Annotated in this window: 19 protein-coding genes and 1 pseudogene; 4 read left to right on the forward strand and 16 right to left on the reverse strand. The window is 51.9% G+C overall.

Translation table 11 applies throughout. The features are described from left to right. Positions 1-180: 180 nt before the first annotated feature. A complete protein-coding gene (locus ACO08I_RS22115) occupies positions 181-3,213 on the reverse strand; it encodes a M1 family metallopeptidase (protein WP_421947132.1) in 3,033 nt (1,010 codons plus the stop codon). Positions 3,214-3,236: 23 nt separating this feature from the next. Next, positions 3,237-6,215, reverse strand: coding sequence for a M1 family metallopeptidase (locus ACO08I_RS22120; protein WP_421947133.1), 2,979 nt, complete (start codon positions 6,213-6,215; stop codon positions 3,237-3,239). Between the two features lie 28 nt (positions 6,216-6,243). Here ACO08I_RS22120 and ACO08I_RS22125 point away from each other — a divergent pair, with 28 nt between their 5' ends. Beyond that, positions 6,244-6,795: a hypothetical protein gene (locus ACO08I_RS22125; RefSeq protein WP_421947134.1), complete on the forward strand. Its 552-nt coding sequence runs from the start codon at positions 6,244-6,246 to the stop codon at positions 6,793-6,795. Here the strand turns inward: ACO08I_RS22125 and ACO08I_RS22130 are convergent. Beyond that, positions 6,755-8,059: a flavin-containing monooxygenase gene (locus ACO08I_RS22130; RefSeq protein WP_421947135.1), complete on the reverse strand. Its 1,305-nt coding sequence runs from the start codon at positions 8,057-8,059 to the stop codon at positions 6,755-6,757. The genes ACO08I_RS22125 and ACO08I_RS22130 overlap by 41 nt on opposite strands. 253 nt (positions 8,060-8,312) lie before the next feature. Here ACO08I_RS22130 and ACO08I_RS22135 point away from each other — a divergent pair, with 253 nt between their 5' ends. After that, positions 8,313-9,989, forward strand: a complete 1,677-nt coding sequence (locus ACO08I_RS22135) for a gliding motility-associated C-terminal domain-containing protein (RefSeq protein ID WP_421947136.1) — start codon at positions 8,313-8,315, stop codon at positions 9,987-9,989. Positions 9,990-10,636: 647 nt separating this feature from the next. Here the strand turns inward: ACO08I_RS22135 and ACO08I_RS22140 are convergent. The 4 genes and pseudogenes from ACO08I_RS22140 to ACO08I_RS22155 all read right to left on the reverse strand — a co-directional run bounded on the left by ACO08I_RS22140 (position 10,637) and on the right by ACO08I_RS22155 (position 16,233). Further along, complete coding sequence (locus ACO08I_RS22140; protein ID WP_421949748.1) at positions 10,637-11,725, reverse strand: T9SS type A sorting domain-containing protein; 1,089 nt, start codon at positions 11,723-11,725, stop codon at positions 10,637-10,639. A 72-nt stretch (positions 11,726-11,797) separates the two neighbouring features. Then, positions 11,798-12,697, reverse strand: a pseudogene (locus ACO08I_RS22145) (YCF48-related protein); the annotation flags it as partial. 66 nt (positions 12,698-12,763) lie between these two features. Next, positions 12,764-15,670, reverse strand: coding sequence for a T9SS type A sorting domain-containing protein (locus ACO08I_RS22150; RefSeq protein ID WP_421947137.1), 2,907 nt, complete (start codon positions 15,668-15,670; stop codon positions 12,764-12,766). A 221-nt stretch (positions 15,671-15,891) separates the two neighbouring features. Next, a complete protein-coding gene (locus tag ACO08I_RS22155; protein WP_282775265.1) occupies positions 15,892-16,233 on the reverse strand; it encodes a hypothetical protein in 342 nt (113 codons plus the stop codon). A 118-nt stretch (positions 16,234-16,351) separates the two neighbouring features. On the opposite strand from ACO08I_RS22155, the gene ACO08I_RS22160 reads away from it, so the two are divergent. Then, the gene (locus ACO08I_RS22160) at positions 16,352-17,008 is read left to right on the forward strand and encodes a hypothetical protein (protein WP_421947138.1); all 657 of its coding nucleotides are present in this window, start codon (positions 16,352-16,354) and stop codon (positions 17,006-17,008) included. 158 nt (positions 17,009-17,166) lie between these two features. Here the strand turns inward: ACO08I_RS22160 and ACO08I_RS22165 are convergent, their stop codons facing one another. Both ACO08I_RS22165 and ACO08I_RS22170 read right to left on the reverse strand, forming a co-directional pair. Further along, on the reverse strand, positions 17,167-18,054 hold the full coding sequence (locus ACO08I_RS22165; protein ID WP_421947139.1) for an ester cyclase: 888 nt from the start codon (positions 18,052-18,054) through the stop codon (positions 17,167-17,169). A gap of 123 nt (positions 18,055-18,177) precedes the next feature. Continuing rightward, positions 18,178-18,948, reverse strand: a complete 771-nt coding sequence (locus tag ACO08I_RS22170; protein WP_421947140.1) for a tetratricopeptide repeat protein — start codon at positions 18,946-18,948, stop codon at positions 18,178-18,180. Between the two features lie 102 nt (positions 18,949-19,050). Between ACO08I_RS22170 and ACO08I_RS22175 the strand changes: the two genes are divergently transcribed. Beyond that, positions 19,051-19,356, forward strand: coding sequence for a LytTR family DNA-binding domain-containing protein (locus ACO08I_RS22175; RefSeq protein ID WP_282784510.1), 306 nt, complete (start codon positions 19,051-19,053; stop codon positions 19,354-19,356). A gap of 180 nt (positions 19,357-19,536) precedes the next feature. On the opposite strand, the gene ACO08I_RS22180 is transcribed toward ACO08I_RS22175, so the two are convergent. The 7 genes from ACO08I_RS22180 to ACO08I_RS22210 form a co-directional block, all read right to left on the reverse strand. Continuing rightward, positions 19,537-19,926, reverse strand: coding sequence for a type II toxin-antitoxin system VapC family toxin (locus tag ACO08I_RS22180; protein ID WP_044216208.1), 390 nt, complete (start codon positions 19,924-19,926; stop codon positions 19,537-19,539). Next, positions 19,923-20,303, reverse strand: coding sequence for a hypothetical protein (locus tag ACO08I_RS22185; protein ID WP_282784508.1), 381 nt, complete (start codon positions 20,301-20,303; stop codon positions 19,923-19,925). The genes ACO08I_RS22180 and ACO08I_RS22185 overlap by 4 nt, the downstream gene beginning before the upstream one ends. 365 nt (positions 20,304-20,668) lie before the next feature. Next, positions 20,669-21,793 carry a 4-hydroxyphenylpyruvate dioxygenase gene (gene hppD, locus ACO08I_RS22190; RefSeq protein ID WP_421947141.1) on the reverse strand — a complete coding sequence of 375 codons (1,125 nt, stop codon included), beginning with the start codon at positions 21,791-21,793 and terminating at the stop codon, positions 20,669-20,671. 16 nt (positions 21,794-21,809) lie between these two features. Further along, on the reverse strand, positions 21,810-21,962 hold the full coding sequence (locus ACO08I_RS22195; protein WP_421947142.1) for a GxxExxY protein: 153 nt from the start codon (positions 21,960-21,962) through the stop codon (positions 21,810-21,812). Beyond that, a complete protein-coding gene (locus ACO08I_RS22200; protein ID WP_421947143.1) occupies positions 21,941-23,104 on the reverse strand; it encodes a homogentisate 1,2-dioxygenase in 1,164 nt (387 codons plus the stop codon). Before ACO08I_RS22200 ends, ACO08I_RS22195 begins: the two co-directional genes overlap by 22 nt. Before the next feature lie 86 nt (positions 23,105-23,190). Further along, positions 23,191-23,664, reverse strand: coding sequence for a MarR family winged helix-turn-helix transcriptional regulator (locus ACO08I_RS22205; RefSeq protein ID WP_421947144.1), 474 nt, complete (start codon positions 23,662-23,664; stop codon positions 23,191-23,193). Positions 23,665-23,762: 98 nt separating this feature from the next. After that, positions 23,763-25,163 (reverse strand): hypothetical protein, encoded by a 1,401-nt coding sequence (locus ACO08I_RS22210; protein WP_421947145.1) that lies wholly within the window; start codon positions 25,161-25,163, stop codon positions 23,763-23,765.

Here is a 25,163-nt window from a genome sequence, read left to right on the forward strand (position 1 = left end):
ATTTTTATGCCCTGCAAGGCAAAAAGCACAGGCATCCTTACGGACGGCGAGCATTTTTAACGCCGCAGGGCGCAAAAAGAAAAAGTCAAAAATCACTTATTGTGCCCGGGGGGAGTATAAAGTCACCCGACTGAAACCGAGTACCCATTGCCCCGTGAAGGGATGCAATGGGTATTTTTGCTACAACTCCTGCCGGTCCAGCAGCTTCCAGGGGTTCATCCGCTGCAGGTCCAGCTGGAAACCAATGCGGGTAAAGTAATCCCCCCGCTCCTCAAGCTGATCAGCGATATTCTTAGAGCTAATGAGCGGGAAATAGACCGCCAGGCGCTCGTCAAACAGTTCCAGCATCAGGCCTCCGTTCCACATGAACTGATCGGAAAAAGAAGGGTCGCCCCCAATGGAATGCTGGTCACTAAAGTAGCCGATATCCAGATAGGGCTTGAGTGGGATCCCCAGCATCGCCTGACTGGGCAGGTCTGCTTTGAAATTGGCGGCAAGGATGAAGTTATTGCTGCGGCCCAGTCCTGGATTGTGAGGCAGCGGCACCTTAAACCCACCGTCTCTGCGGCTAATCTGCTGTGACCAAATACCGGACGTTTCGGTCCTGCCCAGGTAAAGGTCATCGAAGCGGTAGTCGTTGGTACCGTTGGAGGATAGGTTGAAAGCGACCGGGCTAACCACCTGCGATTCCCGGAAGGTGCTGTACAAAAAGTAGCCGGCAAACACACGGAGGTGCACCGCCTCCCGCTTACTGTAATTGAAGTTCCAGTCGATCTCAAAAGCGGCTTTCACATAGCGGTCATCGGCTCCTAAGACATTCTCAAAGGCCTGATGCTCCAAAGCAGCAGACCACTGATAGGGATTGATTTTCCGGCGTTGCTCATAGGTGAACCGGGCCTCCTGCAGCCACTGCGTCTCATAGTCTCTTGCCAGCGGTTCGGTAGGGCTTCGGAAGTCCAGGGTCTCCGACCGCAACCAAATACCGCGCAATTGAAGGCGGGCGTAGGTGTTGTCTGTGGGGTCAGGCGCAAAATCAAAGCGCAGGTAAGGCTGAAGACGATCGTAACCGATATGCTCCTGCTCATTAAAGCGGGAGATGATATTGGAATTGAAACGCTGCCCGGTAAGGCCTAAACGGATGCGGTGGACTACCCCCTGCTTTCGGGGATAAAAATTGTAATGTAGCGCCCCCAGGCCAGTCAGGTCACGGCTACCAAAGCCATACATGGGCGCTGCCCGCCATTCCAGCCGCTGTTCGGGCAGGGTGTGGTTGCTCAGCACGAGGCCCGCCATGAGCTTGTCATAGTTGTTCCAGCCCAGGGCGGGGCTCCGGAGGATATTGCCCCGGGTGTCATTGGTGGCTGCGGGAAGGAAGGTGAAATCCGGGCGTCGAATCCCTTTCAGCGGGCCATCCAGCCGGTAGTAGTTGTTGCGGCGGTAGAGCTCCGGGGCATGCCGCTCCGCATCAATGACCAGCAAATCGCCGGCTGTTTTATCAATGCGCAGCATACGCTTGCCGCTAAAGCCTTTGGACCATGTCGTGGCCACCACCGTATCACCCTTTACAATGGACAGCGCAACCGGGCTTTCAATAATGCCACGGTTGGCGACTTCCACCCGGTACGACTGACTTTGATTTTCAACCTTCGTAATGGCATAGTCGATGTGCCCTTTGCTTCCTATCAGCCCTTCAAATAGCCAGTCCAGGTCTTGCTCCAGGGCATCTTCCAAAGACTGCTGCAAATCCCCGGGCTGCGGATGCCGGAACTGCCACTTTTGGTAGTAAGCATGCATAGCGCTGTCCAGGGCTTGAGTGCCTACGTAGCCTTCCAGCAAATCCAGAGCCAGTGGTGGCAAAATGTACGCGCTTACGAGGTAGTTGATAGGCTTGAACGCATTGGAGTGGGTTTCCGGAGGTTGATGCAGGTGTCGGCGGGCCTGAAAAAGGTAACCAAACTCCCGCTCATTCATGGGGGTGCTGCGCAACAGGTAGTCAATGACGCCGTCGCCATCGCTATCTGAATAATAGTCTTGTGCATACCGCTCTTCATAATAACTATTCAGCCCCTCATCCATCCAGGCGTGGTCGCGCTCATTGGAGGCCAGGATACCGTAGAACCAGTTGTGCCCTACCTCATGCGTGATGACCATGTCCAGCGACTCGGCACTGCCCACCCCGCCAATATTGGTGACCATAGGGTACTCCATGCCGCCGCCCGCGCCCAGGGTAGTCTGCACGGCCGTAGCCTGCGGATAGGGGTATTCCCCAACCTTTTCGGAGTAAAACTCCAGTGCCCGCTTGACGTAAAAGGCCCCTTTGTCCCAGTAGTCCTGATCTTCGGCTGCGAAAAATGCCCAGGCCTCCACGGTTTTGCCGGAAGGCAGGGTAGCCGTATCGTGGCGCACCTGAAAGCGCTTATCGGCAAACCAGGCGAAGTCGTGCACATTTTCGGCCGTGTACATCAGGGTTTTGAAGGCTTTAGCGGAAGGTGGGAAAGCCGCGTTTGCGTCCTCAGGAAGCGGCTGCCGGCTGAGTGCGAGCAGGCGTTCGCGCTCGGCCTCATTTTGCAAAGTGCCGGTGGCGCCCACCTGATAGTTTTCCGGCAGCGTGATGCTGACTTCGTAGTTGCCAAATTCCGAATAAAACTCGCCCATGTCGAGGTAGGGCATGGGGTGCCAGCCTTCGTTGTCATACACCGCAGGCTTGGGGTACCACTGTGTGATGGAGTAGCTTTGGTTCACATGGCCGAGGCGGGAGAAGATATAGGGCAAGTCCACCCGGAATGGAGTGTTAATTTCCACCTGCGCATCCGGGGGCAGCGACTGGGGAAGCACCAGAATGGCAATATCAATATGCTCGGGGTGGTAGCTCCAGGTTACGGCCTCGCCATCCGCAGTGAAGCTGAGGGAGTCTATGCCGCCGAGCTGATCTTTACGGGCAAAGTGGAAGTCCGTCTCGCCCATGCGCCGAGCCTGCTTTGCGTAAGCGGTTTGCTGATTGCGGTAAGCATTAGGCCAGAGGTGGAAGTAGAGGGTGTCGAGGGCCTCGGGGGCATTATTGTGGTAAATGAGGTTGAGGTGCCCCTGCAGTACATGCGCCTGATCATCGAGGCGTACATCAATGCGGTAGTCGGCCTGCTGTTGGAAGTAGGGGGCCTGTGCTTGCAGCAGAGTACACCACAGCAGGGCGAAGAGCACGATTATTTTTTTCATAGCTTCAGTATTCAAGTGGACTGCTAAAATAGGTCAATTCCTGAAAGGTTCATGGGGTTGAGCCGCAGTAAATTAATCTGGAAGGAGATGCGCGCTCCAAAATTCAATCTTTGGAGGGCTTCGTTGTAGTTGCTCGAAAAAACAAGCGGGCAGTAGATCGCCAGGGTCTCATCGGCAATATCCAGCATAACACCACCACTCCAGACGAGCGGCTCAGCCGTTTCCCCTTCCGAATCATAAATTCCGATGTCAAAGTAAGGCTTGATGGGGATACCGAATGTCATTTTACGGGGCAGTCCGGCTTTCAGATTGAGGCTTAGAATGTAGTGGTTGCTCTGTCCAAACGAGTGGAATCGTGTTGGAGGGGTGGACCGGAAGAATCTCGGTGGAGGTATGGACCGGAATCCACCTTCCCGGGTATAGGTTTGTTGAATGACCTGCCGTGCATAATTTTGCCGGTCAATGTAGAGCTCATCGTAAAAGAAGTCGTTCCCAGCGGCAGGTATGAGGTTCAGAGACAGGAAAGGGCTTGTCGTCTCGGACCAGCGGTACCCTGCAAAAAAACGGTAATCAACCGCTGCGGTGGGGCAGTAGGGCAGGGTTTGCTCAAAGGAGAGGTGTAGCCGGTTGGTACGCCAGTCACCATCGTGAATTACTGAAAGCCTGAATGGACGGACAGCCTGTTTCTGCACGGCCTCGAAGCTGAACCTGTAAAAGCCGCTTCCGGTAGTGTGACCTGGAGCAAACCAGCCAAAATCAGGATCGATTTGTGAGGCTTCTGTATCCAGAAAGATAATTTCAGGTTTGAAATTGAGCGTAAGACCGCGTTTGCCCAGTGGTTTACTGTTGAGGCTTGCGGATATAGCCAGGCGCTGGTACATGGGTACGCCTATGAATTCATTTGCTGGCTGATGGCCAAACTGACGTGCATTGATTGCAAAGGAGGTACGTTGTAGCCATTTGTTGTTCAAGTGAAAAAAGTTATACCGTAATCCAAGTAGGCCCACAATTGTTTGGCCTTTAGTACTGTAAAATGGCATCACCATCCACTCCAGCTTCTGGGCGAGTGGGGAGACATTATGTAACAACAGCCCCGCCATACTCTGGTCGTAATAGTTATACCCCGGCAGGGGGCTCCAGAAAAGCGTAGGGCGCTCATCATCGGGTACACCTGCCAGCCACTTGAAGTGGAATGGCCGGGCAAAGTTAGCAGTACGCCTGCGGTTGTGCATGGGGATGCGCCGTTCCGGGTCGAGCATCAGGCCCTGACCGCGGTTGGGCAACCTGAAAGTCTTGGTACCGGTGAATCCTTCTTTCCAGATAATCTGACTGATGCTTTCCCGCCGCGTGCCTAACCCTATGGGCAGGGGCGGTGCACTTTGCCCATTGTTCCGCACAGTCAGGCTGATAGACCGACCGGTGGAGGAGATGCTTTTTATCTTATAGCGCACCTTTGCATTGGAGCCAATCAGCCCGTCGAACAGCCAGCTTAGTTCGGTTTGGCTCTCGGCTTCCAACACTTTTCGTAAATCTCCAGGCTTCGGATGCCGGAATTGCCAGGTTTTATAGTAGGCTTGCATGGCCTGATCGAAGGTGGGCTTGCCGAGAAAACCTTCCAGCAGCCGAAAGCTCTGTGCCGGCTTTTGGTAGGCCCCAATGTAGTAATTGACCGGATTGAATGCCTCTGCGGGAGTATCGGGAGCCTGATCCTGCCCGCGCCGGGCCTGAATCAGATAGGGCAGCTCTTCTTCAGGAATACCGGAGTTGCCCATCAACAGCCGGGGTAGCTGCCTTTCCGGTTGAGGGTAAAACGCCTGTCGGTACCGCTCTTCATAATAACTATTCAGCCCCTCATCCATCCAGGCGTGGTCGCGCTCATTGGAGGCGAGGATGCCATAGAACCAGTTGTGCCCCACCTCATGCGTGATGACCATGTCCAGCGACTCGGCACTGCCCACCCCGCCAATATTGGTGACCATAGGGTATTCCATGCCGCCGCCCGCGCCCAGGGTAGTCTTCTGCACGGCCGTAGCTTGCGGATAGGGGTACTCCCCGACTTTCTCAGAATAAAACTCCAGTGCCCGCTTGACGTAAAAGGCCCCTTTGTCCCAGTAGTCCTGATCTTCGGCTGCGAAAAATGCCCAGGCCTCCACGGTTTTGCCGGAAGGCAGGGTAGCCGTATCGTGGCGCACCTGAAAGCGCTTATCGGCAAACCAGGCGAAGTCGTGCACATTTTCGGCCGTGTACATCAGGGTTTTGAAGGCTTTAGCGGAAGGTGGAAAAGCCCCGTTTGCGTCCTCAGGAAGCGGCTGCCGGCTGAGTGCGAGCAGGCGTTTGCGCTCGGCCTCATTTTGCAAAGTGCCGGTGGCGCCCACCTGATAGTTTTCCGGCAGCGTGATGCTGACTTCGTAGTTGCCAAATTCCGAATAAAACTCGCCCATGTCGAGGTAGGGCATGGGGTGCCAGCCTTCGTTGTCATACACCGCAGGCTTGGGGTACCACTGTGTGATGGAGTAGCTTTGGTTCACATGGCCGAGGCGGGAGAAGATATAGGGCAAGTCCACCCGGAATGGAGTGTTAATTTCCACTTGCGCATCCGGGGGCAGCGACTGGGGAAGCACCAGAATGGCAATATCAATATGCTCGGGGTGGTAGCTCCAGGTTACGGCCTCGCCATCCGCAGTGAAGCTGAGGGAGTCTATGCCGCCGAGCTGATCTTTACGGGCAAAGTGGAAATCCGTCTCGCCCATGCGCCGGGCCTGCTTCGCGTAAGCGGTTTGCTGATTGCGGTAAGCATTAGGCCAGAGGTGGAAGTAGAGGGTGTCGAGGGCCTCGGGGGCATTATTGTGGTAAATGAGGTTGAGGTGCCCCTGCAGTACATGCGCCTGATCATCGAGGCGTACATCAATACGGTAGTCGGCCTGCTGTTGGAAGTAGGGGGCTTGAGCAGCACTGCTAAAAGTACCAACGAGCAGGATTGGGATCAGGAAGTTGAGACGCATACGTTATCTTGTGGGCATTAAATAATGAATGATGAAGATAGCGAAATCAATCAGTACTGTTTTATTGTTCCTCGCGTTTTGTCAGCCGCTTGCCGCTCAGGATACGTCAGATAGCCTGGGGCTGCCTCAGGAATGGATTGGGAAATGGGGAGGCACATTGGAAATCTACAGCCTGCAGGGCAAGCAGCAGGAGTTGCCGATGGAACTGCACATTCTGCCCAGAGACTCCTTTTACACCTACAGTATCATCTACGGAGCGGATAAAGCGGAAGGGCTTCGGGACTACCTGCTCAAGCCGGTCCGCCCGGAAATGGGCTGGTATAAAATCGATGAACAGAATACCATTGAAATGGATGTATATCTGCTCAATGGCAAAATGTACAGCCGGTTTGATGTGATGGGCAGCTTATTGCTGAGCACAGCCGAAGTCAAAGAGGGCGTGATGACCTACGAAATCATCTCCGGGAAACTCGAAGCCATCCGTACTACCGGCAACCAAACCTTCGAAGGGGAGGACATCCCCGAGGTCAACTCTTTTCCTATACAGGTACGGCAGGTCGCTTACCTGCGGCGGCTCTGATTTGCGCCCGGATTTTTTCGGCAAAGGGGTGGAAATGAACCTCCAGGCTGTGCCGCCGGGCTTGTTTGAACTCCTGCTCGATTTCATCACACTCGGCTTCTGCCAGTTGTTCCAGATTGTCCGGCAACGGCCACCTGCCTGTGATGTGCAAGGCCGCCAGTTGGGCCTGTAAGTCAGACAAGGGCCAGATGCACCCTTGCGGCTGCACCAGCCCAATGAAAAAGACGTTGGGGTGCCCGGGCGCCATCATGCGCAGGTAGAGCGGAATGCGGTAGGCATCTTCAAAGTCAAACAGCCCCGGCTCGAAAAAGGGGAAGGCAATTTTGTATCCAGTTGCGGCAATGACCGTATCAAATTCCGCGCTGCTGCCATCAGAAAAGTGGACCGTTTGGCCTTCAAAGCGCTCCACACCGGCTTTGGGGCTTACCCGCCCGTGCCGGATGCGGTAAAGAAGTTCCGAGTTGAGGGTGGGGTGAGCGGCTGTGATCGGGTATTCGGGGGTCTTCAGCCCGTAGCGCTCATATTTCCCAATTTGTAATTGAAGGCTGAGCTTTTGTATGGGCGCCCGAAGGAAACCTGGAATACGCTGTAGCAAAGCGTTATACGTATCGGTGGGCTTCCCCATGAGAAATTTAGGGATGATGTAAGTGGGGCGGCGCAGGCTGATGGCCGTAGATTCGGCGACCCGGCTGGCTTCCACTGCACAGTCGCAACCCGAGTTGCCAGCCCCGATGACCAGCACCCGCTTTCCCGCAAAGGGCCTATTGGTCTTGAAGCTGTGCGAATGCATATACTCTCCGGTAAAAGTACCCGGTATGTCGGGCCAGCGGGGTACGGAGTGGTGTCCGTTGGCGACCAGGAGGTAGTCAAAGGTGCGTTCGGTACCATTGCTAAGGGTGAGTTGCCACCGGTGGTTAGGAAGCTCAACCGCTTGTTCAACAGCCGTATTGAATTGTATGTACTGTTCCAGCCCGAATGCCCTTGCATAATCCTGAAAATAAGCCAGCACCTGCTTGTGCGAAGGATAGTCCGGATAGTGATCGGGCATAGGGAAACCCTCAAAAGCAGAAAGTTCTTTTGAAGAAATGATATGGGTGGTTTCGCAAACGCTGGAGTGGGACTCTCCGGCGGTGAAGACCCAGTTGCCGCCGATTTGATCGTTCTTCTCGTAACAGACGATATCCGTCAGACCGGCATCCTGCATGTTTTTGATGGCAGCCAGGCCCGAACAGCCCGCCCCGATAATCGCTACACTTTTTGGCATAGTGCCTGATTTTTGACGGTTAAGTAACGATTAAATAATAACTTCTCGATTTATGACGGGGTCTTTTGTTCCAATACTTCGTTGAAAAGCCTCGCCGTCCGTATGGACGCCTACGTTTTCCGCCTTGTCTTGAAGCAAAATCTCCTCGGTCAAAATGCGGAACTTATTATTCACTCGTTACTAATATAAGCAGAATTCGAGGAGTGCAACGGGAATATACCGTAGCTTTGTGGCCATAAACGCGAAAATGACTATGAAACAACTACTCTGCTTTTTTCTGTTGTCCCCACTGTTGCTCTCTGCCCAGAATGCAGGTACCGTTTGGTACTTCGGTGCAGCTGCCGGGCTGGACTTTTCCGGAGGAACCCCGGTACAGGTGCCTGGTGGCGCAATGGAAACCTTTGAAGGCTGCGCTATTGTCTCGGATGCGGAGGGCAATGTGCTCTTCTACACCAATGGTGGTGGCCGGGACCCGGAGCAATCTGGGCAGACCTCCGGGAAAATCTGGAACCGTAATGACGAGATCATGTATGACATGGGTGGCACTGAGGGCGGTGGATTTAGTGCGATGCAGTCCGCCCTGATACTGCCAAAACCGGGGGAGGATGAGGTGTACTACCTGTTCACAATGGAAGAAGTGGAGTTTAACATTGGCGGTAGTGTGCCGGGGCAGCCGCAGGGGCGGGGCTTGTCCTACTTTGAGGTAGATATGGCGCTCAATAATGGGCTGGGCGGCGTCACCGTGGTCGACCAACGGGTGCACGTGCCTGCCTTCGAGGGGCTTACAGGCACCATCCATCAGAACGGTTCAGATTATTGGGTGGCGATCGTGGATGCGGCCCCGGAGGACAACCGGCTGCTGGTCTTCCCGGTCACGAATGAAGGTGTTACGGATACGCTTTCCTTCCCGTTTGACGGCACCATTAGCGGACAGCTCGATATCTCGCCCAACGGGCAGTGGCTGCATTGCGCGGGCACCGTCTTCCCCTTCGATAATGCCACGGGGCAGCTTGATACGGCGAACATCATCGACCTGACGCCTATGCCGGACTTTAGTCTGAACGCCGCCTCCTTTTCGCCCAACAGCCGCTTCCTATACTTTGTGGAGAATACACCTTCCGGCCGGGTACTAGCACAGTATGATCTGGAGTCAGAAGAGGTAGCCAACAGCCGTTTAATAATCGCTAACCTGCCGGAGAACCGCCTGACCGGGCATATGCAAATGGCTGTAGATGGGAATCTTTACCTGCTGGAGCGCGACTTTTTCCTGGGCGGCGGGCCAACCCTGTCTGTTCTGGAATGCCCGGATACGCCCGAGCCGCTGTTTATGCCGGATGTTTATATGCTGCCGGGGAGTGAGGATATCCCCTATTCCGGCCTGCCCAATTTTTCCGACCATATTTTTGCTACACAGCCACTCGAATTCGCCTTTGAGCAGGACACCCTGACCCTTTGCGAAGATGAACCGGCAACGCTTTCCGTCCCGGAATTCCCCAATGCAGACTACGCCTGGTCTACGGGCGATACGGCCACGGAGATCGAAGTGGGCCTGGACAGCCTGTACGCCCTGACTATCAGCACAGCATGTGAGACGGTTGCGGATACCATGGCCATTGCGACCATAGACTGTGACACCAGTATCTGTATGATTGCGCTGCCCAACACCTTCACCCCAAACGGCGACAATACCAACGATACCTTCGGTCCGCTGAGCGACTGCGAAGAACCGGTCTTCCTGAACTTCCTGCTGCGCATTTACAACCGTTGGGGCAATCTGGTCTATGAGACTTCAGACGCCACCCTGCCCTGGAATGGCGAACAGGACGGGGAGCCTGCGCCTACGGAGGTCTATTTCTACCTCATGCAGTATCAGGTAGAGCGGCAGGAAACGTTGCAGACTTTGCAGGGGGATGTGACGTTGGTACGGTGATATACGCAATACGAAGTGGTCACCTACTGGCGCTAACGGCCAGCACGGGGAACGATAAATGTCGGGTCTTTGATCCAGACATTCATCGTCTGGGGTCGTTGATCCAGACATCATCGTCTGGGGCTTACAGTCCAGACATTCATCGTCTGGGATCTTGGATTTGCGACATCAGCCCGTGACGAAGCGTAGCTTGTCAGGACAGGCGCAAGCCACTTCCCAGCGTAAATGCTGACCCTCCTGCCTTTAAGTATAGTCTCCAGTGGCCAAAGCCCACAAGTGAGGAGACACGGGCAAGCATTGAGTAGGTTTGCTGTGGCAAACCACTTAATCGTCAGTATAATTACAACTCCATCCCATCCAAATTCCCCAAATCCGGCTGCTGAAAGTGTTTTTTGATGTAGGCGGCCTGCAGTACGAGGCGGGCCAGGGCAAGCTAAAGGCATTTGAGCCCTACAACGCCCCGGAGCATTTAGTGGTCTGTCAAGTATTAAATAACGGGCAATCTATATAATATATTTCTAGTGGATTGAGCCGTAGATACTTGACAGTTAACGCCCAACGCTAGTAAGCGCTCAAGCGTGAAAAGACTGTCAACTATTTCGGTCTAGTCGCACTAGCCAGGTCAGCGCCCTGGTCGTACCAGGCTATTACATCTTCACCACCTTCTCCAAAGCTGTCCCACCCTCCCAGGTGATCTGCAGCCAGTACAGCCCCGGCGGCAAATGGGAGATGTTGTAAGCATACCTGTACCGCCCTGCCCTCTCAGGTGCAGGGAGGCTTTGCTTGGGAAGCCCAGTCCGCTGCCCTCCGGCAGACCATAACTGAAGCCGGGCATTGGGTGAAGGGCCTTCCGCCCAGAGGAGGCCCCGGGCAGGGTTAGGGTAACAACGCCAGGGCGAAGGCTGGGCTGCAGCTCTGGTATTGGAGATGATCTCTATGTGGATGGTGGTGAGACTGTCGCAGCCGTTAGCGGCAGGGTGTAGCTGCGTGAAAGTGGTGTCTGTATAGAAGGTGTTGCCCATAAGGGAAGCTCCTGGCACAAGGGCAGTGTCCAGCTCAACATAGCTATTGTTCCGGGCTTGGAGCATGACTTGCAGGGTGCTGTCACAGCCCTGTGCATTGAGGTAGGCAAAGGTGTATGCCCCTGGCTGTGGCAACAGGCTGTCCCCCCAAAGCAGCCCATCGCTGCCACTACAGAAAAAAGTATCGATTAAGCTGGTATCAGGGGCATAGGCTTCTACTTTGAGTACGGTGGTGCTGTCGCATCCCGTCAGCGCCTGTGCCGGGAAGGTATAGGTGCCGGGCGCATTAATGAGGCTGTCCCCCCAAAGCAATGGACTGCCTGCACAGTAGCCGGTATCGATGACGATAGGGGCTGGAGGGCAGTCCGGGGTTAGGAAAACGGTAGACTCGCAGCTTTGTGCTGGCCCAAATTGGTGGTTATAGGGGCGCACAGTGGCGTATGCGGTGGTGTTTTCAGGGAGCGGTGCCGTAGCGTGGAAAAAGGTGTCGAGCCTGACATCAATTGGAGGCAGGAGGTCATCCTCCCCTGGGCTGCTGCCTATTTGGAAATAGTACCCATCGAAGCAGCCTTCGGCGGCAGCCCAGGAGAAACTGGGGGACAAGACGTTAGTGCCGAGCAATACGGGGGCAGGCCCGCATTCGGCAGCGCGCCCCCGGTATCGGTAGATGCGGCCTCTGCTGGATATGGCATAACCCAATGTGTCGTTGACCATTTGGAGTTCTCTTATTCTATTTTCGTTTTCATAGTCAAGAACATAAGAGGTATCAATTGCTAAATGTTGCCTTGCCCAGGTTTCGCCCCCGTCTTCGCTATAAGAAATAAATGCATTGTAAAAGTTTGGAGAATCTAAAATTGCTCCGCCTGCCCAGCCTATACTATTGGTAGTGAATTGGATTGCAGAACCATAAGTTTCAGAGTTGTCCGTAACTGTATATTCTGACCAAGTGTCCCCCCCATCCATTGTTTTATAAATGGTGTTGTTTTGGCTTGCGACCCACCCTGTGTCTTGATTGAGGAAAAAGAAACCTATTTCATTCGTAGGTAGTCCTAAATTCAGAATATTCCAAGTATCCCCCTTGTTGATAGTTTTCCACACTCGGGCTGAATTAGCGCTGCTGAATGCATGGTAGCCAAAAAAAAAGGCTACACTATCTGTTAGAGCCTGAAAACCTCTAAAAAAAGGAATTCCATCTTCTACATTGTTTCCTTTTTCTACCCAATTTGACCCTCCATCTTGAGTATGAAAAATAGAGCCTTTGTCAACAGTGAGCCAGCCCTCATTTTCGTTGTTAAAAACAATATAACGGATTTGGGTCCCACCTCCCTCTGGAGGGAGATCTACATCACCCCATGACCAGCCCTTGTCTTCTGTTTTATATACGCTATTTTTAAAGGACCCAATAAAAGCGGAGTTATGATCAATGAGTTCAATGGAACTTGGGTGAGAAATGGAGCTTGGCCAAGTCACGATGCTCCAGGAGTCCCCTTTGTCTTCTGTTCTTAGCCCTAGGCTTTGCCCTTGTTCTACAAGTCCGGCAACTACCCAAAATACGGAGTCATTTAAGACTTCAAGGTTTGTAAAAACAATATTATCATTACCTCCATCGTAAATGATTTCCCAGCATTGGCTTTTGCCCTTGTTTATGCTGGCTATTATCAGTAAAATGAGGAATATGGTACGCATAATAAAAGGATATATACCCAGCCCTGCATATATTGAAGGGCTGGGTAATTAAACTATATTAAAGTCTTATTGGCCTTTAATAACCTTACCAGAAGTCATGTCTTCACCTATCTTTACTTGATAGTAGTACACACCATCCGGCCAGGAAGCGGTAGAACTTTCCAAAACACCAACCGTTAGGCCCTGCCATTGCCAGACCTGCTGGCCAATACTGTTGAAAATAGTAACTGAGGCTTGTGCGCCTGAAGGAGTACTCCCAAGGTCGATCAGCAGCTTTTGACTGAAGGGGTTAGGGGCAACCAACACTTGTGCATCTAATGCTGATTTCTGTTCGTTGCTTTCTTCCAGAGGAGTGTTATCCGATTGCTGCAAGAAACCGTTGCCCAGCTTCCCCCCGGAACGGATGGAAAGCGTGATCTTTTGCTTCGTCCCATCTGCCATATAAGCAATGGGCTGTAGTGCAGCAGTATCAAGGCTAAACCCGGATAAATCTGCACTGCCGCTTACGAGTTTATCAAAGGATAAGGCAATAACATCGTCTCCGGCTAAGAGTGTTTTGCTGTAGCCGCTCTCATCGTACCAGGCATACCTGAGCAGGCTATTGCCCCCCTCAGATTGCCCGATGTTGTCTCCATCTGAATAGGCCAGGTCTCGTGGAGCCAGGGTATCGTAGTCAAATTTAGTACCGTCAAACTGCAAGGCAAACTGAAATGCAGCGACATTTCTGAAGGAGTCAGGCTCCAAATAAACCCTTGTTTCACCAGGGTTTAGGCCCGTAGTCTCCTCACCCAGGAATAAAACCATTTCACCGTCTACCTCTTCATCTCCGCAATTAAGCAAGTTAAAACAATTGACATCCCCCATTTTAATCGCTTCAAAGCAAGGCTCGTCCAAACTTGGAGCAACATAGTCAAAGACAGAGGCATCAGGCAATTGGCTCCAGGGCGAGCTGGGATTGGTAAAAGAATAGCCGCAAGTGATAAAGCGCCAAGCTGGGACGTTGGGGTTAAATTGAGTTTCAATGCCCAGAATAACTTTCCGTATCGCAATTTGATCCGTTACAGAAATGCTGCCGCTCCCATTGACATCAGCTGCAATTAGCGTTTTAGGGTCAGAAATAGGAGCCAATCCAAGGATGTGGCGAGTAATTAAAAAGATATCGAAAGTTGATACCCCGCACCTTAAAAAGTCATTCTTGCAGGCCGCGAGCTGATAGTCGCCAGAAGTACTGCAAGCAGGAGATGTGAACCATCCGAAATCGTAGCTTGAGACTTCGTCATTACAGGGTGGAGATGAAGTACAGTCATATTCAGGGCTGGAAGGGGACAACTGGCATAAATTCACTTTCCCAGGTACAGGTACAGTGGATGTACACCCGATCTCAATTTGGTGGCTCGGTGCACAAAAGGTTTGGTTGTTGTCAAAAATCGATTTATCAATAGACAAGACACATTTACTATTTGTTGTTTCGGGAAAGTCCCACCGTGCTCTCTTGATACGGATATCGTTTACACATCCACAGGAACCGCCGCTGACAATAAGGTTAAAAAGCCTGACCGGGTACCCAGCTGTTGTCGGGCCGGTACAAAAGGCAAAAGATACTTCTGTACCTCCTGTCCTCACTTCAATACAGTCTCCGTTTTGAGGATATTCTCCGCCCAATGCTGAACAAGAAGTAGACAGACAATAATTAGGGTCCACCGTGTTTTCTGTATCGGAATCAATAGTCAGCCCTCCATCAGCATCCAGTTCTAACTCTACCAATAATTCTGTCAAGGAGACGATATCCTGAACGCCAGTAGCAGCCTCCAGGAAAATGGGAAAAGATAGGTCCCCGTTTTCAAGGGCTGTAGGCTCCTGAATGGAAATGAGCACTTCCGGGTCATTGTCCTGACAGGGGAAGCCTTCATCGGCATCGAAGGTTACTGTACCGTCACCTTGAGTGGAGGGGCTGCAGCAAGCTCCGGCACCGCCCGCATCGTATTCCTTAAACCGGGCGTATTCAAAGGCAAAAATAGCTTCTCCATCCGCGAAAGGTTCTTCTTGTAGCTGCACTTCAAGAATTCCGAATTGCCCTTCACCACTAGTACCGTCTAGCGGAATCGTGAAGCTATTTCCTATTGTTGGACTAAGATTTACCCTCACTGTATTTAGGTCTTCTCCAAAGTTGAAAGAAGTGTTTGATAATGTCGTCAATGGTTCTACGATTTCAAATGCTAGCCCACCATATACATCAGTATATGCAATCTCGAGGTCAAGCCGTTCCAATTTAAGCATCGCAGCAGTGGGGTTGTCATTATCTCTGACTTTGATTGGTATTTCGACCAATTCGCCAGGTGTCGCGGCGATCGGGCTGCTGTAATCAAGAAAGATATCGATATCGCGGCTGGCGCTGATATCACACGCTGCAGAAGTTGGACCGCTCATTACAGGTGAGTTGATGTCATAAGATACATCGGGATGACCACTTGCGATTTCTACATCTAACATACATGGGGTGCCAGAGCAATTTGCATCCAGGTCAAATGAAATTTCATCAAACTCTAGCGTGAACGATTCTCCGGGGTCTGTAGTTACATAGATTTCAAAAATAGGCGGTGCACTAACATTACTTAAATACGTGGTTGACGAGGACGGACCTTCAATGGAGAATGAAGACAGATTTACAAAAGAGGAGCTAAATGAAGGATGATACTCTACTCGGTCAATGGTAGCATTTGCACCCGTTACATTGCCCTCAACAAACATATCACAGGCATCAAAATTGTTCCCACCTCCAAAGAAAACTGGAATTTTTACGGTGTAACAGTCAATTTGTATAGGTGCACTGACTCTCACCATAATATCGTCACAAACTGTTTGTGCTTGTAAGGAAAACATCATAGCGCTAAGCAATAGAGTTACCAACATACCCCTGCTCTGATGTACAGCTAGTGCAGGGGGGGGGGATAAAAGGAAAAATAAGTTTTTCATAATATAACACGGTGTTTAGTTACAGAAGGCGCATTCGAGCAAGTGGCTGGAACGCGTTATGGTTACAATCTAGGCAAAAAACAGGATAGTGCCAATTCCGGCGGAATAAGTTTAGGTTAATTAACATTTGTGCTTTAGCTTCGAAGTCAGATGTAAATTTGGTTATGATCTTGCTTTCCAATAGATGCTAGGTTGGGCTTGTCCCGCTCCATGCAAGAGGCTCACAACTCCAGCCCATCCAAATCCCCCAAATCCGGCTGCTGAAAGTGCTTTTTGGTATAGGCCCGCTGCTTTTGGCGCTCCAATACGAGGCGGGCCAGGGCAACGTTGGCAGGTTCCGGACAGTGGGGGGAGAGGGCATAGTTGACTTTGGTTTCCTGCACATCGAGGCGGTAGAGGTTGCTGAGCAGCACTTCCAGGTTGTACTCAATCATCCCGGCGATCTGATCGGCCAGCAGGCGGAGGAGGTCTTCTTCGGTTGCAATAGGCTCGTCGCCTTCCTGCAGCTCGAAATCGCGCAGGATCAGTTCCTTGGTGCCTTGCAGGTCTTCCGGTGTTGCCATTCCGTTCGGTTTTTGCTTTCTACGCCGCAAGGTAGCACGATTTGGAAAAGACGCCAAAGATCAGCCCCTATTATCCTCAAAACCCTTATCTTCAGGGAAATCAGCTAAAATCAAAGCCATGAAAAACTTAATCTGTCTATTTGCCCTGTCGGGCTTGCTGTTTGCCTGTAATGCCCCGGAATCGCAGGAAACGGAAGCAGCCACCGCAACTCAACCGGAAGAGTCCCCGGTAACCTACCAGCCTATTGACACAGATGAAGCCCTGATGGCCACTGCCCTGATGGCCGCCCCCGAAGCCAGCCGCGAAGGCGCTAAAGTCATCGGTTACAATATGGCGGGAGAGTTTGTCACCTTTAAGGAAGGGACGAACGAATTCATCTGCCTGGTTGATAACCCCAATCAGGAGGGCTTCAATGCCGCCTGCTACCACCGCAGCCTTGAGCCTTTTATGGCGCGTGGCCGCGAACTCCGTGCCGAAGGCAAAAATGCCAACGAAATCTTCGATATCCGCGAGAAGGAAGTGAAGGCGGGCGAACTTGACATGGGAGAGACAGGAGCTACCCTGCACATCTACTATGGCCCCGAAGCGCAGTACGATCCGGCTACGGGAGAGGTGAATCAGGCGCAGTACCGCTACGTGGTCTATATGCCTTTCGCCACCGCTGCTTCCACCGGACTACCAGAGCGCCCTGTGGAGCCCCACCACCCCTGGATTATGAACCCGGGCACGCACCGGGCGCATATTATGATTACGCCGTTGACGGAGGGGGAGTAATTTGATTGGCTATGCGGTTGCGCATGCAATTTTGCTCCTCCCTTAGCTTAAGCCGGTAAGCAGACTGACCGCTTTCTATTGGGCAATAAAATGGTGGCGGAGCACTAACGGGCAGCTTGGTGATAGGCCGCCCGTTGGTATCCGTTAGCTTCATCGGATCACTTTTCTGGTGATAAGACCAAGCCCATTTGCGAAAGTATCGACAGGTTATCCATGAAGTCCCGCTCCTCGGCAATCCGCCCATCGGGGCTCATGCGGACGATGGTGCTGCCGGTCATGACAACTTCGTTGCCCGAGGCCGGAACGCCAAAAAAGTCGCCCGTGTGCCTGCCCCGGAAGGTCCAGTGCTTGGTCAGTTGGTCACCCTCTCCAAAGATGTTGTTGACGGTGAATTGGCCATCAGAGAAAGCCGATAGCAGCGACTTGTAATAACCCTTCATACCTTCAATGCCGACTACGTTTTCCGGCTCTGCATGCATGATTACATCGGGCATGAAATGCTCCTCATTGAAAAGCTCGAACCTGCCTTCGTTGATGATGGCATCCCAGGTCTCGGTGTACAACTTGATATTGGCGGCCACTTTGGGGTCTTTGTGTGCCAGCGGCTGTAGCACGCTTTTGGCGATTTTCCATTCCCCATTTTGTTCCAGCATGGTGTTGCTATAGTGGCCCGCGAAATCAATGTCGATATCGTACACCACAGATTTGCCGTACACTTCATAGGTGCCTGTGGCTACCCAGGCGTGCTCGGCATCGGACCAGTGGAGGCTGTTTTGCCGGATCAGCAGGGTGACGTTGTTGCCCCGTAGCTGTTCTGCGTGTTCAGCAGCGATCTGTTTCGCCCCTTTGGTCGTTTCGCCATCGGTATCAATGCGTATGGCATCTGTCGTGTACATTTCTTCCAGCGCAGTATGATCACCTGAGTTATAGGCGGCCATAAACTGGCGTGCGAAGGTGTGCATATCGGCCTCATTGGAGGCGGTCTGTGCGCTTAACAGCAATGGGCAACTTAGTAATAGGGCTAAAAAGAAGGGTGGTTTTTTCATGGTTGGTGGTTTTACAAGATGGGTAGCGTTGATCAACGCATAATTTGATAAGATAAACTTGATATTCAAGGGTTGGTGCCGGACAGGATCATTCCGCCCTGCCCTGCACCGTATAGGCATTTATTAGTTTTTAGTGATGGCTGCCCGTGCCTTCTCAGCCCGTTCTTTAGCAAGTTCCATACCCATTTTAGCGGCTTTATCGTAGTATTCCGCCGATTTGGCATAGTCCTTGGCGACCATGTAATACTCGCCCATGCTGTCCCAGGCATTGGGTTCATCGGGCGATACTTCAAGGTATTTGTCGAAAGCAGCTTTGGCCTCACTCATTTCTCCGAGTGCCATGTAGGAGTACCCCAGGGCATTGTAAGTGCCACCGTGACCGGGGCGCAGTTCAAGCAAGCGGAGATTGTACTCCTTGGCAGCCTGAGCGTCTTTGCTGATCCAGGAAGCAGACACTGCAGCGAGTTCATAGGCCTGTGCGGTTTCCGGGTAAGCTTCCGTCAGCGAGGCCATAGATTCGGCGATGTCCGCTTTGGGATCTTTTTCAAGCGTTTGCAGAGCCTGCCGGATAATACGCTCCCCTTTATTTAGGCCTTCCGCATCAACTGCGAGGGCGGATTTGATACTTGGGACTGCATTTTCGTACTGCCCAAAGGAGGTTTGTGCCAGGGCTATGTAAGCATGAGCCATGAAGAAGTTGGGGTCTGTTTTTACAGCGGCGTTCAGCCTTTCGAAAAAGACGGGTATGTTGGCGTCCTCAGCTGCTCTTAATGCCTTTACGTACTCGGCTTTCGCCGTTTCCGATGGAGTGGACACGGGCAGGAGTAGTTCCTGCGCGTTCAGGATCATCATATTACCCAAAAACAGGGCGATAAAAAAGAATGTGGTTTTCACGATAATGAATTTTAGTGTTGAAATGATTGATCGACTGTCTATTTTATAAGCTCCGAAAAGGTTACCCGGTGCTTTGATAAAATGCAACTTCCCCTTCGCTAAGTGGGAACGGTCCTTGGTGCATGTTTGGAGCAAGCTTACAGCGCCACTACCGAGCCAGAGCAGCGCCTGGAACTGCTTGCGCAAATGACCGACATCGCGTTCACCAAGGACCTTCAGCTGACGATGGCTTTGAAAAACTTCGAAGCGCTGCTGCCTGCTGAGTGGTTCCAGCGTACGCACCGATCCTACCTGGTCAATTTGCGCCATATTGAGGAGGTGGTAGAAAGCGAGCTGATTATCGGTGACAAGCGACTGCCACTTGGGAGCAATTGGCGCGAGGCGCTTATGAAGCGGCTGTTGAATTAGGAGGTGAGAGCTTGCAGCGTGAAGGGATGTGCTGCCCCTGTTGTCAGACTATAACTGCCTGTAAAGCCGGCTCTCGGGGACTGTGTTTTGCTCAAGTTTCCTGAAATAGGCCTTTCTAATGCATAAGATCAAGCTTAATTTTATATAGTAAGGTTTGATCTGGTAATCGGCGTATGCGAATCAGCTCCAAACCCTTGCTTGAGTTATTTGCAGAAAATGTTTGTCGTAAGTAACAATAACACTGCCCGTTTCGATAGCGATAGCAGCTATCCAGATATCATGAATGGGAATTGGGTTGCCTGCCTTTTTTAGGGATGAGAAAACATCGCTAAATATTTCAATAGTTTCATCTGTGGGGAAATACCGTTCAACAATACTTTTGGATTCAAATTTTTTCAGGGTATCCCGATTCCATGCTTCTCTGGTTCCATTTTTGAATCCAAACAACAACTCCGCCACTACAAAAACAGGTAAGTAAATTTTGTCGGCTTCATTCAAAGCTTCCAGTACTTGCTTGTCTCCCTCCATCAGGTGGCTATAGGCATTAGTGTCTAAAACGATTTTTCTCATTGCCACATTTCTTCGTCAATTTGATCGAAGGTACCGACCGCCTTACTGAAAGATTCGGCTTCTCCGCCTGACCACAACCCACAAAATTCTGCAAAATCCTGTCGGGGCTCTTTAGTGTCTTCAAGGTTTAAGGCCTCTCTAAGGAGTTTTTTTATTACTTTGTTTTGGCTTAAGCCCGTGCGCCTGGCAATATCTTCAATCGCATTTGACACCTCAGTATCCAGATTGTGGATGGTCAGGGATTTCATAAGACTGTATTTTGTTGGATTAACCGCTTTTGGTTCAAAACAGTTCATTAAGTGAACCAAAATTTGAAATATACGCTCAACCCAGCGATCATTGGGGATAAATGGTGGGTCGTTGATCCAAATATTCATCGTCTCTGGGAAATTAAGATGTGTGATACTGGAGCAAGCTATTATGTCGTTGGTATAACCTTTGCCTTTCCCTTCCCGGGCTTTATGGCCGATCGCTTTCGGATAATCCCCCGAGGGTAAGGCTACATTAGGATGTGGGTGGGCGCTTTTTCAATCGACTCCCGTCTACTTTTTCCCTACCTCAGCCCCATGTCCAAACAAAAAGACCCACAAACCATGCTAGAAAAGCTGGGCACCACCCAGCTCAACGAAATGCAAATCGCCGCCCACAAAGCCATCACGCAGCGGGAGGGACGAGCTAGTATTAGTCGCTCCCAAGAGAGTAAAGATCGTGGTGATTTTGGAAATCACCACGATCTAACAGCCTACAACGTCCCCCTTAACTCCTGTTCCCGCTCGATGGCTTCAAATAAGGCCTTGAAGTTGCCCTTGCCGAAAGAACGGGCCCCTTCCCGCTGAATGATTTCGTAGAATACCGTTGGGCGGTCCTGCACTGGCTTGGTGAAGATTTGCAGCAGGTAGCCTTCGTCATCCCGGTCAATGAGGATATTCAGGCGCTTGAGTTCCTGCAGGCTTTCGTTGATTTCACCTACCCGATCCAGTACCGTTTCGTAATAAGTGTCCGGCACACGCAGGAAGTCTACGCCCCGGCGGCGCAGTTCGTCTACCGTATGGATGATGTCATCTGTGGCGATGGCGATATGCTGTACGCCGGCACTGCGGTAGTAATCCAGGTACTCTTCAATCTGAGATTTCTTCAGCCCCTGAGCGGGTTCATTGATGGGAAATTTGATGTAGCCATTCCCATTGGAGACCACCTTGCTCATCAGAGCAGTGTACTTGGTGGAAATGTCCTTATCGTCGAAGGTGACGAGCAGTTTGAAGCCCATTACATCCTGGTAAAACTTTACCCATTCGTTCATCTGCCCGAGCTCGACGTTGCCTACACAGTGGTCGACGTATTTTAGCCCAATCGGCTTAACTTCCATTGGGCTTTCCATGGCTACAAATCCTGGCAGAAATGGGCCGGCATAGCTGCTGCGTTCCACAAAAGTGTGAATGGTCTCCCCGTAGGTATAAATGGAGGCCGTAACGACATGCCCGTTTTTATCCTCGATGCGCTGAGGCGCTGCGAAGGATTTAGCACCGCGTTCTACCGCGATACGGTGGGCTTCTTCGGCATCGTCCACCCACAGCGCCAGGACTTTTACCCCATCTCCATGCTTGAGCACATGCCTGGCTACCTCATGATCGGGCGTTAGGGCAGCGGTAAGCACAAAGCGGATTTTATCTTGCTGCAGCACGTAGGAGGCGGTATCTTTCACGCCAGTCTCCGGCCCGCGGTAGGCAATCAGTTTGAAGCCGAAAGCCGTTTGGTAGTAATGGGCAGCCTGCTTGGCATTGCCTACGTAAAATTCTATGTAGTCCGTCCCGTTGATGGGGAAGGTGTCCTGAATCGTCTCAGTGGTTGGTTTGGTTAGTGCATCCATGAATTTTAGTTTTTTGTTAAAATATTTTTTTGTCGTTTGTCATGATCAGACGCCGGTGTTTGGGCTCTTCTCCGAAGTTGAGAAGTAACCCTACCTCTATTTCGGTGGCCCTCAGGTAGTTTAGGAGTTGGGCTTCGTGTTCTGGAGTTAAGCCTCTTCCGGCAGCCAACTCTTATAATAATCCCGGTCCTCAATACCCACTGCATGCTCAGTCAGCTGCAACGGCTTAAAAGTGTCCACCATCACTGCCAACTCATGGGTGCCCTGTTTGCCGATACTCTTCTCAACAGTGCCCGGGTGTGGCCCGTGCGGAATGCCACCGGGGTGGAGGGTGATCATGCCTTTCTCCACATGCTTACGGCTCATGAAGTCCCCATCTACGTAGTAGAGCACCTCATCGCTGTCAATATTGCTGTGATTGTAAGGAGCAGGGATGGCCAGCGGATGATAGTCATACAACCGGGGCACAAAAGAACAAATGACAAAATTGCGCGCCGCAAAAGTCTGATGCACGGGCGGCGGCTGATGTACCCGCCCTGTGATAGGCTCAAAGTTGTGAATACTGAAGGCATAAGGGTACACATAGCCATCCCAGCCAACCAGGTCGAATGGGTGATTGAGATAAGTGTACGGATAAACCTGATCCTGCTTTTTGATGTAAAACAGGAACTCGCCCTGCTCATCGTGGGTTTCCAGCAACTCTGGTTTGCGGATGTCCCGCTCGCAGAAGGGGGCATGCTCCATCAGTTGGCCATAGTCATTGCGGTAACGCTTGGGCGTAATGATGGGGCTGTAGGACTCCACGATAAAGAGGCGGTTGTCCTCCTGATCAAATTCGAGTTGGTAAACGGTGCCCCTTGGAACTACCACATAGTCGCCATACTCAAATTCCACCACGCCGTACATGGTCTTCAGCCGGCCTGTACCTTTGTGGATGAAAATACACTCGTCCGCATCCGCATTTTTGAAAAAGTAATCCGTCATGCTTTGGCGGGGCGCAGCCAGGATGATCTTGCAATCGTTATTGACGAGTACCGGCTTACGGCTCTTGAGGTAGTCCTCTTCCGGCGCCACCTCGAACCCCTTCAGGCTACGGTGCTTGAGCTGCTTGTCCGCCACTACTTTAGGCGCTACGGAGTAAGGCTCGCCCACCTGAACGATTTGAGTGGGCGCATTCACATGGTAGAGCAGAGAGTGCAGGTCACTAAAGCCTTCGGTGGAGAAAAGCTCCTCATGGTAGAGCTCCCCGTTAGGCTTCCGGAACTGCGTATGCCGCTTGGGCGGTACTTGTCCTAAGCTGTGGTAATGCATAAAATTCAGTTTTTTTGGTTTTGGCAAAAGTGGGCAAAGCCGGGCGGGCAAACTGCCGCACCCGCTTTGCTGAGCTACAATTGGTTCTATTTGGTATCCTCAGAGCTGAGGTTGTTGAATACGGTATTGAGCATGCCCATCAACTGATCGATCTGCCCGTTTTCGAGCTTTGCCCAGGCTTTGCCCCGGGCACGGTGGATGATAGGCAGCACCTCGTCGATTTTTTGATAGCCACCATCGGTAAGCTGAATGCGGAACCGCCGCCGGTCATCCGGGTCCGTGATGCGCTCGGTAAGCCCTTTCTGACACAGTAAGTCGATAATCCGTGTGATGGTGGGCGGGTCCTTGAAGGTCGCCCGGGCAATCTCCAGCTGGCTCAGGCCATTTTGCTGGTTGAGCGTCTGCAGCACCACCCATTGGTCAATGGTGATTTCAGTACCGGCAGCAGCCAGCGTTTGCTGAAAAAACTGCTTCATCCGCTTGGCAGTGCGCTCCAGCGTAAAGCCGGGCATGTCGGGGCGTTCAGTGATCGAATTTGGCTGTGTTTGTGTCTCTGGCACGGCTGTGAAATTAGTTTCTGTAAAAATAATTGTTGTACGAACTAATTCAAAGCTTTCTGCTCTTTTTCTGTCCCGGTTGGCACAGTTTGACCGGAAGTTTACCGAAGCGCCGCCTCCAGTTGCTTCTGTCTGAGGCGGACAATCAACTGCCCGCCCAGCAGCAGCAGCTCCTGCTCAGCGGGCTCGATCGTATACTTTGTGCCGATGTAGGTGAGTAATTCATACAGGATTTGCTTATCGCGGTCGGATACTTCCGCGCCTGACTTCAAGACCCGGATCATCCGCTCCTGCTCGTCCTGGATTTTGATAACAGTGGGTGGCTCTGCTTCATTGCCTTCAAGAAGCACATTGAAACCAAAGAAAACCGGCTCAATTTTAGCGGGCATACAGGCATCCATAATATCCCGTACAAGCGTGGCACGGCGGGCATCAAGCCCACTGGAGGGCAGGCGGGCAGCTACACCAAGAGAGAACAAGGCACCTTCTTTTTCGGAGAAGGTATACCGGTTGCCAACTGCATCGGCATCGATTACGATCAATATTTTATGCCGGGTAGTCTCCTGTTTCAGCACCTGCAAGGCGGAGTAGTAACCGGTGTTGTCGGTCATCGCTCCATCAAACAGGTGCAAAAAAGGGCGCTCTGAGCTGTAGCTGCTGACCAGAGTGGTATTGGAAATCAAAACGGGAAAACTGCCACTCGACTTAATGCCGACCGATAAGGGCACGATGTAGGAAGCCGGGAACTCATTGACCTCCTTTTGCATCCGGTGTGTGTAACCTACCACGCCGTATTCTTCCAGCACATCAGGCGTGAAGGGAAAAATTTGCATGGTATTGACGGTAGAACTATTGGTGATGTGCATCGGCAGGCGTACCGGTAGATCTGAATCTTTAGGAATAAACATATCTCCCAGCCGAATACTTGGCGCATCAGAGCCCAGGTCTTTCCGGCGGCTTTTATAGCCCAGCACCTGATCGTCAATGGCGCGCTCGAGAGCATCACCGTCGTCTACATGTGTAAACCAAAGGCGGGGGTTGAAATTGGCGCGGACTAGAGTGCCCACGTAGGAATAGGCCAGGGCTTCCCGTACACGCCACTTCACATAATCTTCAAAAACAAAAGGGGCATCGGGGCGCAGCCGGTTGTGGTCGTAGAGGGCGGCCACATAAGACCCGCCGGCAAAGCCTCCTCCGGAAACGGTAGACAGGTAGTCGACTTCCTTGAGCAGGTTCTGATACCGCATGCCTTCAAAGTCTTCCAGCCCAAGCATAATGCCAACTCCGAAGTTTGCGGCTCTTGATCCTCCGCCGGAGATGGCCACCGCTATGCAAAGGTCTGGATTTTGGCCGGGCCTTTCCTGCACACTTTTGTAAGTACTAAGGTCTATAGTAGGAGCTAGTTCCCCATCCCGAAGGAAGTGGCTACGGTCAGGATAAAGGGCTTTGTTGCAACTGCTAAGCAAAAGGCTAAAAAAAAGCAGCATAAGGGTAATTCGCAT

The sequence above is a fragment of the Phaeodactylibacter xiamenensis genome, from assembly GCF_965229835.1.
GTDB classification, from domain to species: Bacteria; Bacteroidota; Bacteroidia; order Chitinophagales; family Saprospiraceae; genus Phaeodactylibacter; species Phaeodactylibacter xiamenensis.

Excerpts from the sequence above, each read along its gene's own strand:
- ACO08I_RS22200 (WP_421947143.1), bottom strand. The coding sequence starts at position 23,104 with ATGCATTACCACAGCTTAGGACAAGTACCGCCCAAGCGGCATACGCAG.
- ACO08I_RS22165 (WP_421947139.1), bottom strand. The coding sequence starts at position 18,054 with ATGAAAAAACCACCCTTCTTTTTAGCCCTATTACTAAGTTGCCCATTG.
- ACO08I_RS22130 (WP_421947135.1), bottom strand. The coding sequence starts at position 8,059 with ATGCCAAAAAGTGTAGCGATTATCGGGGCGGGCTGTTCGGGCCTGGCT.
- ACO08I_RS22160 (WP_421947138.1), top strand. The coding sequence starts at position 16,352 with ATGAAAAACTTAATCTGTCTATTTGCCCTGTCGGGCTTGCTGTTTGCC.
- ACO08I_RS22120 (WP_421947133.1), bottom strand. The coding sequence starts at position 6,215 with ATGCGTCTCAACTTCCTGATCCCAATCCTGCTCGTTGGTACTTTTAGC.
- ACO08I_RS22210 (WP_421947145.1), bottom strand. The coding sequence starts at position 25,163 with ATGCGAATTACCCTTATGCTGCTTTTTTTTAGCCTTTTGCTTAGCAGT.
- ACO08I_RS22140 (WP_421949748.1), bottom strand. The coding sequence starts at position 11,725 with ATGGTCAACGACACATTGGGTTATGCCATATCCAGCAGAGGCCGCATC.
- ACO08I_RS22155 (WP_282775265.1), bottom strand. The coding sequence starts at position 16,233 with ATGGCAACACCGGAAGACCTGCAAGGCACCAAGGAACTGATCCTGCGC.
- ACO08I_RS22150 (WP_421947137.1), bottom strand. The coding sequence starts at position 15,670 with ATGAAAAACTTATTTTTCCTTTTATCCCCCCCCCCTGCACTAGCTGTA.
- ACO08I_RS22115 (WP_421947132.1), bottom strand. The coding sequence starts at position 3,213 with ATGAAAAAAATAATCGTGCTCTTCGCCCTGCTGTGGTGTACTCTGCTG.
- ACO08I_RS22185 (WP_282784508.1), bottom strand. The coding sequence starts at position 20,303 with ATGAATATTTGGATCAACGACCCACCATTTATCCCCAATGATCGCTGG.
- ACO08I_RS22135 (WP_421947136.1), top strand. The coding sequence starts at position 8,313 with ATGAAACAACTACTCTGCTTTTTTCTGTTGTCCCCACTGTTGCTCTCT.
- ACO08I_RS22180 (WP_044216208.1), bottom strand. The coding sequence starts at position 19,926 with ATGAGAAAAATCGTTTTAGACACTAATGCCTATAGCCACCTGATGGAG.
- hppD (WP_421947141.1), bottom strand. The coding sequence starts at position 21,793 with ATGGATGCACTAACCAAACCAACCACTGAGACGATTCAGGACACCTTC.
- ACO08I_RS22125 (WP_421947134.1), top strand. The coding sequence starts at position 6,244 with ATGATGAAGATAGCGAAATCAATCAGTACTGTTTTATTGTTCCTCGCG.